The organism is uncultured Erythrobacter sp. (assembly GCF_947502395.1).
Classification (GTDB): domain Bacteria; phylum Pseudomonadota; class Alphaproteobacteria; order Sphingomonadales; family Sphingomonadaceae; genus Erythrobacter.
This window is the reverse complement of sequence record NZ_CANMZM010000002.1, coordinates 379,771-396,893: the sequence shown is the minus strand read 5'-3', so window position 1 is coordinate 396,893 and position 17,123 is coordinate 379,771. Positions and strand designations below refer to the sequence as shown.

14 protein-coding genes and 1 tRNA gene are annotated in these 17,123 nt (G+C 56.9%); 6 read left to right on the top strand and 9 right to left on the bottom strand.

Annotated features, from left to right (window positions below; genetic code table 11):
• Nucleotides 1–15 precede the first annotated feature (15 nt).
• Both Q0778_RS08185 and Q0778_RS08180 read right to left on the bottom strand, forming a co-directional pair.
• Nucleotides 16–627 (bottom strand): LON peptidase substrate-binding domain-containing protein, encoded by a 612-nt coding sequence (locus tag Q0778_RS08185; RefSeq protein WP_298335355.1) that lies wholly within the window; start codon nt 625–627, stop codon nt 16–18.
• A gap of 9 nt (nt 628–636) precedes the next feature.
• Nucleotides 637–1,563 carry a tetratricopeptide repeat protein gene (locus tag Q0778_RS08180; protein WP_298336134.1) on the bottom strand — a complete coding sequence of 309 codons (927 nt, stop codon included), beginning with the start codon at nt 1,561–1,563 and terminating at the stop codon, nt 637–639.
• A gap of 242 nt (nt 1,564–1,805) precedes the next feature.
• Here Q0778_RS08180 and Q0778_RS08175 point away from each other — a divergent pair.
• Both Q0778_RS08175 and Q0778_RS08170 read left to right on the top strand, forming a co-directional pair.
• Nucleotides 1,806–1,880 (top strand) — tRNA-Gly (locus Q0778_RS08175).
• Nucleotides 1,881–2,078: 198 nt separating this feature from the next.
• Nucleotides 2,079–4,232, top strand: coding sequence for a TonB-dependent receptor (locus Q0778_RS08170; protein WP_298335353.1), 2,154 nt, complete (start codon nt 2,079–2,081; stop codon nt 4,230–4,232).
• A 76-nt stretch (nt 4,233–4,308) separates the two neighbouring features.
• Here Q0778_RS08170 and Q0778_RS08165 read toward each other — a convergent pair whose 3' ends face one another.
• From Q0778_RS08165 to dcd, 3 genes are all read right to left on the bottom strand, one after another.
• The gene (locus Q0778_RS08165) at nt 4,309–5,484 is read right to left on the bottom strand and encodes a saccharopine dehydrogenase NADP-binding domain-containing protein (RefSeq protein WP_298335351.1); all 1,176 of its coding nucleotides are present in this window, start codon (nt 5,482–5,484) and stop codon (nt 4,309–4,311) included.
• Between the two features lie 125 nt (nt 5,485–5,609).
• Nucleotides 5,610–6,398: a thioesterase family protein gene (locus Q0778_RS08160; RefSeq protein ID WP_298335349.1), complete on the bottom strand. Its 789-nt coding sequence runs from the start codon at nt 6,396–6,398 to the stop codon at nt 5,610–5,612.
• 31 nt (nt 6,399–6,429) lie between these two features.
• Entirely contained in the window at nt 6,430–6,984 is a 555-nt protein-coding gene (gene dcd, locus Q0778_RS08155; RefSeq protein ID WP_298307435.1) for a dCTP deaminase, read from the bottom strand.
• Nucleotides 6,985–7,180: 196 nt separating this feature from the next.
• Between dcd and Q0778_RS08150 the strand changes: the two genes are divergently transcribed.
• Nucleotides 7,181–7,819 carry a methyltransferase domain-containing protein gene (locus tag Q0778_RS08150; RefSeq protein WP_298335347.1) on the top strand — a complete coding sequence of 213 codons (639 nt, stop codon included), beginning with the start codon at nt 7,181–7,183 and terminating at the stop codon, nt 7,817–7,819.
• A gap of 236 nt (nt 7,820–8,055) precedes the next feature.
• On the opposite strand, the gene putA is transcribed toward Q0778_RS08150, so the two are convergent.
• Nucleotides 8,056–11,202 (bottom strand): bifunctional proline dehydrogenase/L-glutamate gamma-semialdehyde dehydrogenase PutA, encoded by a 3,147-nt coding sequence (gene putA, locus Q0778_RS08145; protein WP_298335345.1) that lies wholly within the window; start codon nt 11,200–11,202, stop codon nt 8,056–8,058.
• Nucleotides 11,203–11,382: 180 nt separating this feature from the next.
• Here putA and Q0778_RS08140 point away from each other — a divergent pair, with 180 nt between their 5' ends.
• Nucleotides 11,383–11,676, top strand: a complete 294-nt coding sequence (locus tag Q0778_RS08140; RefSeq protein WP_298307448.1) for a YciI family protein — start codon at nt 11,383–11,385, stop codon at nt 11,674–11,676.
• Here the strand turns inward: Q0778_RS08140 and Q0778_RS08135 are convergent.
• Genes Q0778_RS08135 through Q0778_RS08125 form a run of 3 tightly spaced genes read right to left on the bottom strand, consistent with a single transcriptional unit; the run spans nt 11,673 to nt 14,580 of the window.
• Complete coding sequence (locus tag Q0778_RS08135) at nt 11,673–12,932, bottom strand: Xaa-Pro peptidase family protein (protein WP_298335343.1); 1,260 nt, start codon at nt 12,930–12,932, stop codon at nt 11,673–11,675. The two genes, Q0778_RS08140 and Q0778_RS08135, sit on opposite strands and share 4 nt — an antisense overlap.
• Before the next feature lie 14 nt (nt 12,933–12,946).
• Complete coding sequence (gene mtnP, locus Q0778_RS08130; RefSeq protein ID WP_298335342.1) at nt 12,947–13,822, bottom strand: S-methyl-5'-thioadenosine phosphorylase; 876 nt, start codon at nt 13,820–13,822, stop codon at nt 12,947–12,949.
• A gap of 53 nt (nt 13,823–13,875) precedes the next feature.
• Nucleotides 13,876–14,580 carry a glutathione S-transferase family protein gene (locus Q0778_RS08125; RefSeq protein ID WP_298335340.1) on the bottom strand — a complete coding sequence of 235 codons (705 nt, stop codon included), beginning with the start codon at nt 14,578–14,580 and terminating at the stop codon, nt 13,876–13,878.
• A 180-nt stretch (nt 14,581–14,760) separates the two neighbouring features.
• On the opposite strand from Q0778_RS08125, the gene Q0778_RS08120 reads away from it, so the two are divergent.
• Nucleotides 14,761–16,188: an aldehyde dehydrogenase family protein gene (locus tag Q0778_RS08120; protein ID WP_298308228.1), complete on the top strand. Its 1,428-nt coding sequence runs from the start codon at nt 14,761–14,763 to the stop codon at nt 16,186–16,188.
• Between the two features lie 130 nt (nt 16,189–16,318).
• Nucleotides 16,319–17,098, top strand: a complete 780-nt coding sequence (locus Q0778_RS08115; RefSeq protein ID WP_298307461.1) for a M48 family metallopeptidase — start codon at nt 16,319–16,321, stop codon at nt 17,096–17,098.
• The last annotated feature ends 25 nt before the right edge of the window (nt 17,099–17,123 follow it).

Here is a 17,123-nt window from a genome sequence, read left to right as displayed (position 1 = left end):
CGCACAATCCACGGACTATTGCAGCGTCGTGATCTCGTCTGTGCCGTCGCTCCGACCGAAAAACTGCATCAACTGAACCAGAAGCTCGCATCGTTCGGTCAATGAGTTGGCTTCAAGCAGGGCCTGTTTCGAAGCTGGGTCAAACGGCGCAATTTGCGACACCCCATTGATCAGCGACATATCATCTAGCCGCTCTACCGAATCCCAATCGACGCTATAGCCTTGCGCATCGGCAAACTCACGAGCCTCACGCTCGAAGCCGCCGCGCTGGGCAAAGCTCAGCGTTTCGCTCTCATTGTCTTCAATCATCTTGGCTTCCACCTGACGGAATGCTGTCGCCACGTCCATCTCATGCAAGACTTTGAAACGCGACTGACCTTCAAGGATGAGATTGTAACGCCCGTCATCCATTGCCTCAATCTCACCGATCCGTCCGACACAGCCAATCGAGTAGAGCGGCGCGCCATCGACGGCGCGCTGAGGCTGGATCATTCCAATGCGCCGGTCCCGGACAAGAGCATCGCCGACCAGAGCGCGGTAGCGCGGCTCAAATATGTGCAGCGGCAATTGCAGTCCGGGGAACAGCACCGCTCCGCTCAAGGGGAAAATCGATAGGCGGGTGGACATTGCAGTGGGTTATCCAAAGAGGATCTTGGACAGGCGGCGGCGTGTAGTCACAACCCACTCGTCTTCGAGGCCAGTCGCTTCGAATATCTTGAGCAGCTTCTCTCGCGCTGCGCCCTCATTCCACTCGCGGTCCTTTTCGACCATAGCGAGCAAAGTGTCTGCGGCATCGTCGCGCGCGCCAGCGGCAAAGGCCGCATCGGCAAATGCGAGCAGTGCGTCCATATCCTCTGGATTGGCCCTGGCTGTCTGACGAAGTCCTGCAAGCTCACCATCATCGACTGAACTCGCCGCGAGCTCCAATGCGCTCTTCGCCGCCGCAATCGCGGGATCGGTAGCAAGTTTGGGATCAGCTTCTATCGCAGCCAGAACCTGCCCCGCTTCCTCGGTCTGCCCGAGCGCGATCATCGATTTGATAAGGCCTGCATGAGCGTTCGCATTGTCTCCAGCAAACTCGGCGACTTGCGCAAAGATGCTGGCGGCGCGCTGAGCATCACCTTCGTTCAAAGCGGCTTCACCCATCGCAAGAAACTGAGCGAGCTCTTCCGTTGAGGGGCCTGTAGCCTCGCCATTTGTTGCACCCGCCTCAATCGGCAATTTCTCCAGCAATTGGTCGAGCATCTGGCTCAGCTGGCTTTCAGTCCGCGCACTGGTGAGATCGGCCACGGGCTGGCCCTGATACAGAGCATAGACCGTCGGGATCGACTTCACCTGGAACTGACCAGCAATGAATTGTTCTTCATCGACATTGATTTTGGCGAGCACCACGCCTTTTTCCGCATAGTCCGCAGCGACTTTCTCGATCACCGGGGTCAGCGCCTTGCACGGCCCGCACCATTCCGCCCAGAAGTCGACTATGACCAGCTTGGTCATGCTTGGCTCAACCACCTCCTTGCGGAAACGATCAACTGCCTTTTGCTCTTCGATGTTCAGACCCATGCTGGCCAAAGGTATGCTCCTGTCTTCTTGTGCCGCGGCGCGGCTCCAAATGGTTCTTGCCCCTAATGTGGGACGTTTTGCGGCCTTGTGAAGCTTGCAATCCCTGCTGGCTAGCGGGTGCGCGCGAATAAGAGATGTTTTTTTGCGTCTTTTAGGGTTGCAGGGTTTCTCACTCGCTGCTAATCGCGCCGCCTCCCCGACAGAGATGTGCTGTTTCAGCTGCTCTGTGAAGGCGTCAGTGAGCGGGCGTAGCTCAGGGGTAGAGCACAACCTTGCCAAGGTTGGGGTCGGGCGTTCGAATCGCCTCGCCCGCTCCATTATCCATCCAGAATTGTCAGAGATTCGCGCCATCGCCGTTTCGCGGCGTAAAGCGTGTCTTTTATGCCGCATACTCCAAACGTTCCGCGACGCCTTCCGCGCTGGGCGCAGTTTGCGCTGGACGATTGCCTTCAATGCGTTAAGTGATTTCCAGGAATGATATAGTGTAACATCACCTAGGAATTTTAAAACTTCTCATGAAAACCATCACTTCACAACTCGCGGTCGCAACTGCGCTTTCCTTTGCGGTGGCTGCGACGCCAGCACTCGCTCAAAGCGAAGCCGATAATGAAAGCACGCCTGACCTGCCTGTTAATTCGAGTATTCTGACAATTAGCAATTCGATCGTTGTTTCGGCAGAAGGTCTGGAAGAGCTCGACTTTATTGCAGGGCAGGATGCGCTTGAAGTCGAAGAAATCCTGCAAAATCTCGATGGCCAGATTGGTGAGGTTCTCGACAAGCTGCCGGGCGTTTCTGCGACCAGCTTTGCGCCTGGTGCTTCGCGTCCGATCTTGCGCGGACAGGATGGTGAGCGTGTGAGGATTCTTATCGATGGTCTCGGCACTGCAGATGTCGCAAGCACTTCGGCCGACCACGCGACTACGATTGACCCCCTGACAGTTGAACGCATTGAAGTCCTGCGCGGTCCGACGGCGCTGCTCTTCGGAAGCCAAGCGCTGGGCGGCGTGGTCAATGTGATCGACCGCCGGATCCCAACAGAGGTTCCGGAAAATGGCGTCCGCGTCGATGCGATAACTGCCTTTGATACAGCCAGCGATCTGCGCAGCGGCGGTGCTTCACTCGATGTTGGCTTGGGCGAAATGTTCGTGTTCCATGTCGATGGCTCATACCGTGAGACCAATGATCTTGAGATTCCCGGCTTTCAGCTGACAGAAGAATTGCGAGCCGATCTTCTGGCCGATGCAGCTGAAGAAGAAGCGGAAGGCGAGCTTGAGGAAGCAGCCGAGCTTCGCGAAGCAGCGGCTCAGGAAGACTTCCTCCCCAACAGCGCGACGGAAACTTACACGGTCAACGGCGGAATCGGAGTGATCCTGGGTGATTCAACCTTTGGCGCTTCGGTCGGATATTACGACACATTCTATGGCATCGTTGGCAATCCCGAAGGCGGCCATCATGGCGAAGAGGGTGAAGAAGGCGAAGAGGAAGAGGGCGAGGAGGAGGCAGAAACCGTCTCCATCGGCCTTGAACAATGGCGCTTTGATTTCAAAGGCGACATAGCGCTCGGCGGCGGATTTGCCGATCGCTTGAAAATCCGCGCCGGTTATTCCGACTACACCCACACTGAATTCGAAGGTACCGAAATTGGCACAGTCTTCGATACCGAAACATTCGAAGCGCGAGCGGAACTCATCCAGACAGGAGGCGGCGTGATCGGTGCGCAATTCACTTCGCGTGATTTTGAAGCGGTGGGCGAGGAGGCTTTCGTGGCGCCAAATGACACGACACAGTTCGCTGTGTTCACCGTTCAGGAATTTGACCTTGGCTTTGCTCAACTTGAAACTGCCGGTCGCTACGAAAATGTTGATGTTGAATCCGAGACAGTTGGCGTTGATCGGAATTTCAACCTTTTCTCTGGCGCTGTCTCCTTGGTGGGTGAGCTCGAAGAGGAACGCGGTCGGGTTGGCCTGACCGTTTCGCGTTCAGAACGCGCACCTGCAGGCGAAGAATTGTTCGCAAATGGTCCGCACATTGCAACGCAAAGCTTTGAGATCGGTGACCCCAATCTCGGCACTGAGGAGGCATGGGGTGTGGAGGCCTTTATTCGCCTTGCTCAAGGCGACGCAACTGTGAATTTTGCCGCCTATTTCCAGACCTTTAGCGACTACATCTTCTTGAACCCTACCGGTGAGGAAGAAGATGACTTGCCAGTCTTTGAGTTCCTTCAATCCGGTGCCGAATTCTTCGGGTTTGAGGCCGACGCAAACATCCCTCTGGTGGAAGCCGATAGCTATACACTCACCGCAGATCTTCGTGCATCATATGTGGAGGCGAAACTGTCGGGCGATCTGAGTGGACCGGTGCCTCGCATCCCACCGCTTAGCCTTCTCGGAGCGCTCGAAGCAGACATCGATGCGTTCAATATCCGCGGCGAAATCCAGCATGCCGGTGGGCAGGAATCGGTGGTCGAATTTGAGACACCGACAGACAGCTTCACCTTCGTCAATCTCTACCTCACCTGGCGTCCGCTCCAGAACAATCAGAACCTCTCGTTGCAATTGGCAGGTGAGAATCTGTTCGACACCACTGGTCGTCGCCATTCGAGCTTCACCAAGGACTTTGTTCCATTGGCCGGTCGCAACATTCGAGCAAGTGCCCGGCTTAGCTTTTGAACTCCAGCTCAACAGACAAATAAAAAGGGGGCTCGCTGACAGATTAGCGGGCCCCCTTTTATTGTGTTGCGTGCAATCAGTTTTCGACTGCGAATTGAATCTCCGCGTGACTCTGTAGCCGGTCAACCAACGCTTCACCAAGAAACGCCCCTGGCGTGCCAACCCCGCCCCCTGTATTGTTGTGCAGCAATGCAATGCCAGTTTCGGTCAGCATCCGGCTGGTTGAACCATAGCCGGGATCATATTTGCCTTTGACGCCGAAGTGCAGGTTTTCCCCACCCGGACCATCGGCAACGAACAGCACATCGTAGAATCCGTTCTCGCGCTCGTCCTTGCTCGGACCTTCGCCGGGCTTTGGAGGTTTTGCGCCGAAGGGGTTCTTCATCATCTCAACCGCAGCTTCGGCCATCTTCTTGCCCGCTTCGCCTGGGCTGGTGAGCATCATCTCGTCGTATTGGAAGTCCTCACCATAGGGGTGACCCAGCAAGAAGTTGGTGCGGTGGACATTCTTGGTGTTGATCGGCGCCATCACAAAAGGCGCGGCCCATTTGTCGAGGTCGGCCTCATACATCGGCACCATGCCTGTTGGCTGACCTGGCCCTTCGAACCCTTCGGCCAATGCGAAAGGATTGCGCAGCACGTTGATGATGCCGGGCTTTTTCGCCGCCGCTTTCATAGTTGCACCAAGGCTAGCGGCGGTGCCGCCTGAGAACGTTCCGGCCATTGCCCGTACGCGTCCCCTGATCTTTGGCGAAGGCGCGCCGAAGCGTTCCTTTGCTGCTTTCTGAGTCATCAACACGCCCAGATCGAAGGGAATGGAATCAAACCCGCTCGAGAAGCAAATCCGTGCGCCAGAAGCTTTGGCTGCGTCATTATGTTCGGCAATTTTCTCGGCCATCCACGCGGGCTCTCCACACAGGTCGGCATAATCGGTTCCTGTGCTGACGCAGGCTGCAACCAGATTGTCGCCATACATCTGGTAAGGGCCGACGGTTGTAAGAACGACTTTGGTGCGCGCGCACATTGCCTCCAGATCCGCCTGATCGTCTGCATTGGCAACCACGAGAGGCGTATCAGCAGGCGCACCGATCTCATCACGCACGGCTTCAAGCTTGTCCTGACTGCGACCAGCCATGGCCCATTTAGGGGCATCGTCGCGGGGCCCGTAGTGGTTGACGAGATATTCGGCGACCAGACGCCCGGTATAGCCGGTTGCGCCATAGACAATGATGTCAAACTCTGTGTCGCTCATGCAGTTGTTCTCCTAGACTTGCTCCCCAGCGCAAAACCGGGACGGAATGCCTTCCTTCGTACGCAATTGGCTGCGATTTGCGAGTCTTTGGTTGGGGTGGCCGAACTTGGGCATTCGCTTGCCGCCTAACTCCGGGTGATACGCGGCAAGACCCCAGTCTGGCTGGAGAGCGCGAGAAGCTGTCCGTTTTCACTAAAGTGCTGAGTCTGCCCGTGGATCACACCGCGGCTGATCGCGCCCATTTGCGTGACCGAGAGCACCCATCCTGGTGGAGCGGATTGGATTAAGCGGAAGGTGGCATCTAGGCTGAAACCGTTGGCACTCTTGGGATGCGCGCCGAGAAAGAAATCAGAAATGATCGCAAGCCATCCGCTGTCATTAGCAAAGCCAGCGGCATTGCGCACCCATACTGCGTTGAAACCGATGTCGGAATCTTGCTTGGCCAGGCGCATTTCAAACTGGTCAATCAGTGAGCCATCCGCGCTCCACCGTGTTTCGTCAGTAGGCTCGCAATCGTCCGGGCCGGGCAGATCAGGCATTTGCACAAAAGTCAGTTTCTCACTCGGCTCGCGTGCGCCCAAGGCTGCGCTGACACGGTGCGTAGGCCTGCCATTGACGTTGGCCTCCGCCATCCATTGCCCCACCGATTGCCCACCACCACATTGCTCGCAGTGGATAGTGAGTTCCTCGGCGTGCTGCGTTGGGCTGAGGAATTGGACGTGCGCCCACAGGATGGGCTGACCACTGGCAAGCTCCATAGCGTCCACCGCCGCAGCCAGCGCTACTCCGCCCATAATGTGCGGTGCGCCTTCGGGGCCGACGGTGGCGGGGGGCATCACGGGAAGAGTGTAAGCACCTTCGCGACCGTTATCGGAAGGGACAACGCGCCAAAAGGGGTAATTTGCAATCGACATTTGGCCCCCCTTCACTGTTGTTGGCGCTTGCTTAGAGACGCGGGAGCGTCACACCCTGTTGACCCATATATTTCCCGGCTCTGTCGGCATAAGTCACTTCGGGCCGCTCATTGCCTTTGAGGAACAGGAATTGGCAGGCTCCTTCATTGGCGTAGATTTTGGCGGGAAGGGGCGTAGTGTTCGAAAACTCGAGAGTCACATGCCCCTCCCAACCGGGCTCCAACGGCGTCACATTCACAATGATCCCGCAGCGCGCATAGGTGCTCTTGCCCAGGCAGATCACCAGAACATCCTCCGGAATGCGGAAGTATTCGACCGTGCGGGCAAGCGCGAAGGAATTGGGCGGGATAACGCAGACATCGATATCGCGATCAACAAAGGAGTTAGAGGCGAAATCCTTTGGGTCCACCACCGCACTATCGACATTGGTGAAGATCTTGAACTCCGGCGCGACCCGCGCGTCATATCCGAAGGAAGAAAGGCCGTAGGAGATCACCCCATCGCGTCGCTGCGCCTCGACGAAGGGCTCAATCATGCCCTGGGTCTGTGCGGCCTTGCGAATCCATTTGTCTGATAGAATTGCCATCGGCCATTGATTCCGGATGGCGGTGACGGGGGCAAGGTGGGCCCTTCGACTTATCCGGATGAGTCTGCCCACCGCATATCGGGCACTGCATAGGCAATCAGGCCTTCACTGGCGGCTTCTTCGCGTCCATGATATTGCGTGGATTGTCAGGGTGCATCGCGAATTCTTCACGCGGATTAGGGGAAACACATAGGCCATGACTGGCAATATCAGTGCAAAATCAACCGCAAGGGGCATCAAGCGCGGCGGCGTAAAGCTCAGTACCAAACTTTTGGGGCCATTCGGTGTGTTCCTCCAAGGCGCGATCAAGGAGCCGGGGATGGTGGGGGCGGTTTTCCCATCGTCCAAATCAACAATCGACAATATGATGAAGAAGGTCGATTGGGAAAATTGCAAGCTCGTGGTCGAATATGGCCCCGGTGTTGGCACTTTTACCCATCACTTGCTTAAGCACCTGCCCGCTGACGCGCAGCTGCTCGCGATCGATACCAATGCGCATTATGTCGAGCATCTGGCCAATACGATTGCCGATCCGCGCTTCAAAGCCGTCTTAGGTTCAGCCACGGATGTTGAGCGGATTGTCAAAGAGGCTGGGCACGAATTTGCCGATATTGTGATTTCTGGCCTGCCGATCTCAACTTTGCCTGAGGATGTAGCGGAAGACATGATCGATGCGACCTACCGCGTGTTGAAACCCGGTGGGGCTTTTCTCACCTATCAATACCGCTTGAAAGCGCGACGATTGACCGAGCAGGCCTTTGACCGGATTGATAAGAAATATGTCCTGATGAACGTGCCGCCCAACCACTTGACCTGGGGTTGGAAAGCAGCCTGACACTGTATCATCTTATCAGCGAGGGACCGAGCTTGGGGTCTAGCCCAGTCACATAATTCAGCCACTTCTTTGGGCGGCGGCGCATACTCTGAGAAACTCCAACGTGGCACTGGCCTTGCCACTCCATAGCAGACCACGCAGGGCGAGGATGTGGCTGGTCGGTCGGGATATTGTTGGCGTAAAGAGGGGGCATGCCTCTTTTCCTATCGCACAATCCTTGATTACACGGGCAGCGCTTAGAAGCTGGCGAGAAGGCTCGCATTTCCCCCGGCTGCTGTTGTGTCAACGCAGGTCACCCTCTCGGTCGCAAAACGGGCGAGATAATGCGGTCCGCCGGCCTTTGGCCCTGTGCCGGATAGACCTTCGCCGCCAAAAGGCTGGCTTTCGACTATCGCGCCAATCTGATTGCGATTGATGTAGAAATTGCCGACGCGGGCGCGTGACTGGACGAAGCGATGGGTCGCCTCGATCCGGCTGTGTAGGCCAAGCGTCAGGCCGTAGCCAGTTGCATTGATGTCCTCGATCACCCGGGCCAATTCTTGCGCCTTGAAGCGAACGATATGGAGCACTGGGCCAAAATTCTCGCGTTTCAGATCAAGGATTGAGCCGATCTCCATGATCGTGGGCGCAACAAAGCATCCTTTGCTGGCGAAGTCCCCCAGCTTGCGCCGCCATACTTTCAGGCCGGAGGCTTCTCGCCGGGCGATATGGCGTTCGAGCGCGGCCTGGGCATCCGGATCAATAACCGGCCCCACATCGGTTGCTAGATCTGCCGGATCGCCGATGTGCAAGGCCTCAAACCCGCCCCGGATCATTTCGACCATCCCATCGGCAATATCGTCTTGCAAATACAGCACGCGCAATGCCGAGCAGCGCTGCCCCGCACTTTGGAACGAAGAGGCAAGCACATCGCGCACTACCTGCTCTGGCAGCGCGGATGAATCGACGATCATCGCATTCTGTCCGCCTGTTTCGGCGATCAGGGTAGCGATCGGGCCGTCGCGTCCTGCCAGCGTCCGATTGATGGCCTGAGCGGTCTCGGTCGAACCGGTGAAGGCAACACCGCTAAGGCGCGGATCGTTAGTGATCATTTGGCCGACATCTCCGGCACCCGGCAGGAGCTGCAGAGCCTCTGACGGAATACCCGCCTCATGGCAGAGTTTTACGGCGAGCGCTGCGATAAGCGGGGTTTGCTCAGCCGGTTTGGCGATCACAGCGTTGCCTGCAGCAAGCGCTGCCGAGGCCATGCCTGTGAAGATTGCCAGCGGGAAATTCCAAGGACTGATTGTCGCGAAGACTCCGCGCCCGTGCAGCCTCAGCATGTTGTCTTCACCGGTGGGGCCGGGAAGTTGGATGGGATCTTCAAATTGCCGCCGCGCTTCGCCAGCGTAGTAGCGCAGGAAATCGACCGCCTCGCGCAGTTCGGCTACTCCGTCGAGAAGGGTCTTGCCCGCCTCGCGTTGGCAAAGCGAGAGAAATTCCGCCGTGTGAGCCTCAAACAGGTCGGCGGCTTCTTCAAGCAGCAAGGCGCGTTTGTCGCCACCCAAGGCATCCCAACCCGGCTGGATACTGATCGCGCGCACGAAAGCGGCATCGACCTCTTCTGGGGTGCTGTCGCGTCTTGTGCCGACTTCGATGCTAAGGTCATGCGGCATTGTGATCGGCGCGATTTCTCCCGCTTCATCGGCCGGGAACGTGGGCTCTGCATGCCATTTGAGTTCGGAGAGCTCGGCAAGCTTTTTCTCCAACGGAGCAAGCACTAGAGGATCGGACAGATCCACACCGGCGCTGTTCAAGCGTGCGCCCAGAATGTCCTCGGGCAAAGGGATAGCGGGATTGCGTTTGGGCGAACGCAATTCGATCTCAGCCAAAGGATCACGCACCAGATCTTGCGCCGCAAACTCTGCATCGCCCATGCGATTGACGAAGCTGGTGTTGGCCCCGTTTTCAAGCAGCCGCCGGACCAGATAAGCGAGCAGTTCGGTATGACCGCCAACCGGCGCATAGATACGCACCGGAGTTTGGGAATTGCCTTCGATCCGGGCGAGTGCTTCGTAAAGCTCTTCGCCCATGCCGTGGAGACGCTGAAACTCAAACGGGCGGCCCTGGGACAACTCCTTCACAACTGCGACAGAATTGGCGTTATGTGTTGCAAAGGCCGGGCGGATGACATCTTCATGCTCAAACAATCGCGCGGCGCAGGCGAGGTATGAAACGTCGGTTGCGACCTTGCGAGTGAAGACCGGGTAGTCGGCATACCCTCCCACCTGCGCAAGTTTTACCTCGGCGTCCCAATAGGCCCCTTTGACTAGGCGCACGAACAGCTTGCGACCATGCCGCCGGGCAAGCTTCGCTATCCAGTCACACAGCGGAACGCCCCGCTTCTGATAGGCCTGGATAGCAAGTCCGAAGCCTTCCCAAGCAGCGCCATCATCACGCCGGAACAGTGCGTCGTCAGCCATCAGTTCTTCGATAATATCGAGGCTGAGTTCCAGCCGCTCGGCTTCTTCGGCGTCAATGGTGAAGTGGATGTTGGCATCGCGCGCCTTTGCCGCGAGATTGCGGACCATGGGCACTATCTCGGATCGGGCCTGATTGGCGTACAGATAGGAGTATTTCGGGTGAAGCGCCGAGAGCTTCACGGAGATGCCGGGCGATGTGCCAATGCTGCCGGATGCCTCTTGGGCCAACCGTTCGATCGCCCCTTCGTACGATGCGCGGTAGCGTTCGGCATCGGCGAAGGTCATCGCCGCTTCGCCGAGCATATCGAAGCTGTGTGTGAGGCCTTTTGCCCGTTCAGGGGCCGCGCGTTTCAGCGCCTCTTCCATGTCGCGGCCAAACACAAATTGTCCGCCCAAAATGCGCATCGCCTGCAAAGTCGCAGTGCGGATAACCGGCTCGCCCAAGCGGTTCATGGTGCGTTTGAGCGCCCGGCCCATGCCTTTTTGGTGGGCTTCTGGCTTCTCCAATACCTCGCCAGTGAGCATTAGAGAAAATGTTGCGGCATTCACAAAGGTGGAGGAGCTTTCGCCTAGATGCTCACTCCAGTCGATCTCACCGATCTTGTCACGGATCAGCGCATCCGCGGTGGCATTATCGGGCACGCGCAAAAGCGCCTCGGCAAGGCACATCAGCGCGATGCCTTCCTCGGTATCGAGGCCGTATTGCTGCAAGAATGCATCAATTCCCGAGGCTTTATGCGAGCGGGCGCCCTCAATCAGTTTTTCTGATAGTTCTGCCGCCTGAGCAGTCACCTTTCGGGCGGGGGCGGCCTGCTTCAATCGCTCGCGAATGCAGGCCTCTTCCTCTTCGCGAAAGGCGCGTCGGAGCTCGCTCCGGTTGAGCGCTTGGATGACAGAGTTCTGTAAGTCAGATGTTGTCACGGGCGTTCAAATCCTCACCCCTTTGAGTTGCGTGTCATTTGCCAACTGAACCCAGTTGGGCCAGCAATCAAGCCACCTTGTGTAGCGTTGAAACTTCGTAGCGCTTGAAGGCATCGCCACTTGTGATACTGGCTCTGAGACGAAGCCGTTGACACATGCGCGCGCACTCGGAGAGACCCCATGGCCCTATTCTGCTTTTATTGCCGCGATGGTGAAGACAGTGAAACTCTGCGCGAAATGCATCTGAAAGAACAGCGCGAGCATATGAAAGAACACAGCGAGAATTACCTCGCCGCCGGACCGCTCACCAATGCGAGGGGCGAATTTGTGGGCTCGCTTTTGATTATCGAGGCAGACGACGAAGCATCCGCGCGTGCGACCGTAAATGACGACCCTTACGTCACTGGTGGCGTGTGGCAGTCGATCCGGGTTGACAAATTTGAGCCTGTGAAAGGCCGCTGGAAAGACCGTTAGGCTGCAAGGTTCATCGGATTGTCGATTGAGGTGGAGCGTTGTGTGAACAGCCTTGGCCCTGTCTCGGTCATGTAAACACAATCCTCGCTGCGCACGCCAAATTTACCCGGCAGGTAAATCCCCGGTTCGTTTGAGAAGCACATGCCCGTGGCAATCGGGATTTCATTTCCTCGCACCACAAATTGGTCTTCGTGGATATCCATGCCGATGCCGTGACCGGTGCGGTGCGAGAGGCCCGGAGTTCTGTAGTCGGGGCCAAAACCCTCGCTTTCGTAATAGGCGCGCACAGCATCATCGATTGCCCCGAATGATCCGCCGATCTGGGCCATCTCCATAACGATATCTTGCCCTTTGCGGACCGTGTCCCAGACGCGGCGGTGCTCGGCATTGGCTTCGCCGTGTACCCAGGTTCTGGAGATATCCGATTTGTAGCCGTGCACATCGCAGCCGCAATCCATCAGGATCACTTCGCCCTCGGCCACTTCATAGACTTTCTTGGAGCCATGGGGATAGGCGCTGGCCTCTCCCACTTGGGCGGAGGAGAATATTGGGCGCCCACCAAGCGAATGGGTGGCCTCGCTCATCATCGCACCGATTTCACTGCCGGCCATGCCCGGTTGGATTTGCGGGTAAACCTCGCGGTAAGCGGCCATCGTGATATCGGAGGCTGCCTGCATCAGGGCGATCTCTTGGCGAGATTTGATCTGTCGAAGTGCTGAGACGATGGGACTGGCCGATACAATCTCGCGTCCGCCGCCGTCCTTCTTCAGCCCCTCGGTCACAAAGTGTCGCGTAGTGCGTTCCAGACCGATTGAACCATCGCCCGACTGCTCCACAAAAACGCTTGCGATCAGCGCGGTAGGGCTTTCATGCTCGTCCCACGTGCGCACTTCCATTGGCATCACCATCAGTTCTGCCAGCTTGCTCGCCTCAAAGGCGGGGGTGATGACTACGGCATCACCGTCTGCGGGGATTACAAGCGCAGTGAGGCGACTGCCGCGTCCCCATCCAAGGCCGGAGAAATAGAGCATCGAAGTGCCCGCTTCGACGACAATGCCGGCGATGCCTTGGTCCTGCATCATCCTTTGCGCAGCATTTATGCGAGCGGATCGCTCGTCGTTGGTGATCGGAGGCGGTACGGTGATCTTGGAATCTTGAAGCTGAGGGCTGGCCGCCGCCAGGGCACCGGACACTGGAAAAGCAGCTCCGGTTGCACCCAACGCGCCGCATTTCAACAATTCACGCCGAGATGCCATGCCCGGAACTCCCTCTATTTCAATTTCAACGCGCGGCCCGCGACCGCATCAAGCTTAGCCAGCAATTCCGGATCGCGCTCAGATGGTGCTGTGATCATCGCCGTATCAAGGCATTTATCGATGGGAGAGGCTTTGCGGGTCTTGGGCAGGCTCTTGATGAAATTCAGCACCGCCTTTTTGGCAAGTTCACCGTTCTTTTGCATCTGCTCCAGCACAGCAGCCACTTCGACCACGTCTTCGCCTTCGCGCCAGCAGTCATAATCCGTCACCATCCCGATAAGAGCATAGGGCAGTTCCGCTTCTCGGGCGAGTTTCGCCTCTGGCATGGCGGTCATGCCGATCATGTCTGCACCCCATGCCCGGTACATGTGGCTCTCCGCGCGGCTAGAGAATTGTGGGCCTTCCATTGCGAGGTAAGTCGCGCCCACTGCGACCTTGCCCTTGGCTGCTGACACCGCCTTGGTCGCCATCTCGGACAGGCGTGCGCATACCGGATCGGCCATGGAAACATGCGCCACGCATCCGCTGGTGAAGAAAGTGGAAGGTCGCCCCTTGGTGTTGTCGATGAATTGCTCGGCAATCGCAAAGCGCCCGGGTTCAATCTCTTCGCGCAACGAACCCACTGCGCTGATACTAAGGATATCAGTGCAGCCGGCACGCTTTAACGCGTCGATATTGGCGCGTGCATTGAGTTCACCGGGTGTAGTGGGATGTCCCCGTCCGTGGCGCGGGAGAAAGCGCACTTCCACATTGCCAATGCGGCCGAAGAGAATCTCGTCAGAAGGGTCACCCCAAGGGGTTTCGATAGCGAGCCACTGCTCCTCCTCGATCCCTTCAATGTCGTAGAGACCCGAGCCTCCGATAATCCCGATGCACCAGTTTTTGGCCATGTTGTTTGGGTGAGTCCCTTTTGCGTGTTTGTGCCGGAATACTCTTATGGGCCTTAGGTCAGTTGCACGCGCTCGGGCAAGGGCTTGCGGATAAAGCGCTCTGCTTGCGCGAAGGGGCCAGCTATGGAGGGGCGTGCGGCCATACGCTCGTAATGCGCGGCAAGCGCCGGATGGTCTCCAAGCGGCATTTCGGCCACAAAAGCCACTTGCATCAGGCAAGCCGTAACGGCGATATCCGCAATAGTGAGCGTCTCATCGACGAAGAACTCACGGCCCTCAAGCTGTCCATTCAAATAGGAGAGGATCGGCGGGAATTCATTGGCCCACGTCTCGCGCGCTTTGGCGATATCCGGCTCCTTGCCCTGAATGAGCGAGAAGAAAATCGGCCGAAAAATGCCAAGGCCACCAGCCATTGCCAAAGTCGTATCGGCGAACTCTTCGATCATCAGAGCGCGGCCATGGCCATAGGTTGTTGCTCCATAGAGCGAGGGCTCTGGATGCTTACGCTCAATGTAAGCACATATCGCAGAGCTGTCCGCGATCGTGCCCGCTTCGCCTTCCTCGGCGACTGAACGGTCGCGCAGTACCGGGATGCGGCGCATGGGCGATATCTCTTTGAACCAATCGGGCATCGGCATGATGTTGACCGCTTCAAAATCGAACTCGACACCCTTTTCGATGCAGACAGCCATGGCTTTGCGCGCAAAGGGCGAAACGGGACTGCCATAAATCACAAGATCGTGGGCGGCGTCGGTCATCAAATTGTCTCCTCAAGTTTGCCCTCCAGATAGCCTGCCCTCGCCAAAGCGCAAACCATGCATATTGCGAGAGCAGAAACCGCCCACGTGACCGTCCGTTGCAATTGGCAATTGATTTTTGCGGGCGATGCTCCACCTTGGCTGGCAAGGATTACCCCGAGTCATATGACGGAGAGAGATATGGTCACCCAGTATAAGAACCTCATCAATGGTGAGATGGTCGAAACCGGCGGATGGATGGATGTTGTCAATCCGGCCAATGAAGAAGTGATCGGACAGGTCCCTGCTTGCGGAGCTGATGACCTCGACCGTGCTGTCGCTGCGGCGCGCGCTGCTTTCAAGACCTGGAAAAACACCTCGCATGAAGAGCGTCAGGCTGCGTGCATGGCGATTTCCGGTGCGATCAAGGAAAATGCCGAAGAACTCTTCCGTTTGCTCACCTCGGAACAGGGCAAGCCCCATGCGCAAGCGAAGGGAGAAATCTACGGCGCTGCAGGGATCTCAGCGGCGCAATCGACGCTCAAGCTCGAAGACGTGATCAGCGAAGATTCAGACGCACGTCTTTCGCGCACTCGCCGCGTGCCCGTTGGCGTTGTTGGTGGCATTGTGCCGTGGAATTTCCCGTTGATGATGGCGATCCAAAAGATCGTACCCGCGTTGATGAGCGGCTGCACCATTGTCTTGAAGCCCTCGCCGTTTACTCCACTCACCACACTGCGCGTCGCAGAGCTGATCGCGGACAAGGTGCCCGCTGGTACTGTTAACATAATCACTGGTGAAGATGCGCTGGGTCCGATGATTACCAGCCACCCGGATATCGACAAGATCACCTTCACGGGTTCGACTGCAACCGGCAAGAAGATCATGGAAGGCGCATCGAGTGATTTGAAGCGCATCACGCTTGAGCTGGGTGGCAATGATGCTTCCATCGTGCTTCCCGATGCTGATCCCAAGAAGGTGGCGGAGCAACTGTTCTGGTCAAGCTTCCAGAATGCAGGCCAGGTTTGCATTGCCGCAAAGCGCGTCTACATCCACGAAGACATTTATGATGATCTTTCCGCAGCGATCGCGGAGTATGCTGCAAATGTGAAAGTGGGCGATGGTTCGGAGCAAGGCACTGGTGTCGGTCCGATCCAGAACAAGAAGCAGTATGAGCGCGTGCTCGAACTGATCGAGGATGCCAAAGACAATGGCTACAAATTCCTCACTGGCGGGGACAAAGATCCATCAGGCACCGGCTATTATGTGCCAATCACCATTCTCGACAATCCGCCTGAAGACGCGCGTATCGTTGCGGAGGAACAGTTTGGTCCGGTCATGCCTCTGATGAAGTTCTCCACAGAAGATGAGGTGATCGAGCGCGCTAACAATTCAGAATACGGCCTTGCTGGCGCGGTCTGGACGGCAGACACAGATAAGGGCGTAGAGATTGCTGAAAAGCTCGAAACTGGCACTGTTTGGGTGAATGAATTCATGCACTTGTCGCCCTTCGCACCATTTGGTGGGCACAAGCAATCGGGCTTTGGTGCGGAGTACGGCTTGGATGGAATGAAGGAATTTACCTATCCGCAAGTGATTACTGTCAAGAAAGACAATGTCGTCGCCTAAATTTGGGGTTGCCACTTAAAAAACAACTCAATTTGGGATATAAGTGATTTCACGGAGACGGGGATTAGCGCGACCTAACCCCCGTCTCTTCTGATTCTTGAGAGATATGCTTGCTCAGGGGAGAGACGCTATGAACCGCTCAAACAAAACAATTTCGCGCCGTGATTTTGCCGCAATGACTGCATTGCTTGGCGGAGTGAGCCTTGCAGGGCCTGTTAGCGCGCAGAGCTTTGGTGATATTCTGGGTTCGGCCAAGAAGGTTGCAGAAGCCGCCAGCTATTCTGATGCAGAGATGAAAGTCTTCTTTGATCAGATGAGCGATGACATGGATTCCAAAAACCCAGTGGCAGGCCCCGATGACCCCTATGGTCAGCGTTTAGCTGCACTTTCACAGGGACTTGAAAGCTACGACGGGCTCGACCTCGATATCAAAGCCTATCTGGTCCAGGACGTGAATGCCTTTGCCATGGCCAATGGTACGATCCGCGTCTTTGCTGGCCTGATGGACCAGTTCACCGATGACGAAGTGCGCTATGTTATCGGGCATGAAATCGGCCACGTTCAGCGCGAGCACACCAAAAAGCGGATGCAAGGCGCGCTTCAGCGCGATGCAGCAATGAGTGTGGCGGGCACGGCGAGCGGCGATGTGAAACGCATCGCATCCTCAGAGCTTGGCAAATTTTTTGGCGATGTGATTACTGCGCAGCACAGCCAGAAACATGAGCGGCAAGCCGACGATTACGCCTTCGATTTCATGCAGGACAATGGCTATGACGCGCAGGCCTGTGTGACCGCGCTTGAAAAGCTTGAAGCGATGAGCGGCGGTGGAGGCGGTGGCCTTGCCGCTTGGACCTCTACCCATCCGCGCCCCAAAGATCGTGCCAAGCGGATGCGCAAGAAGCTCGACTAGTCTGAGCTGGGTGCGCTATGTGAGC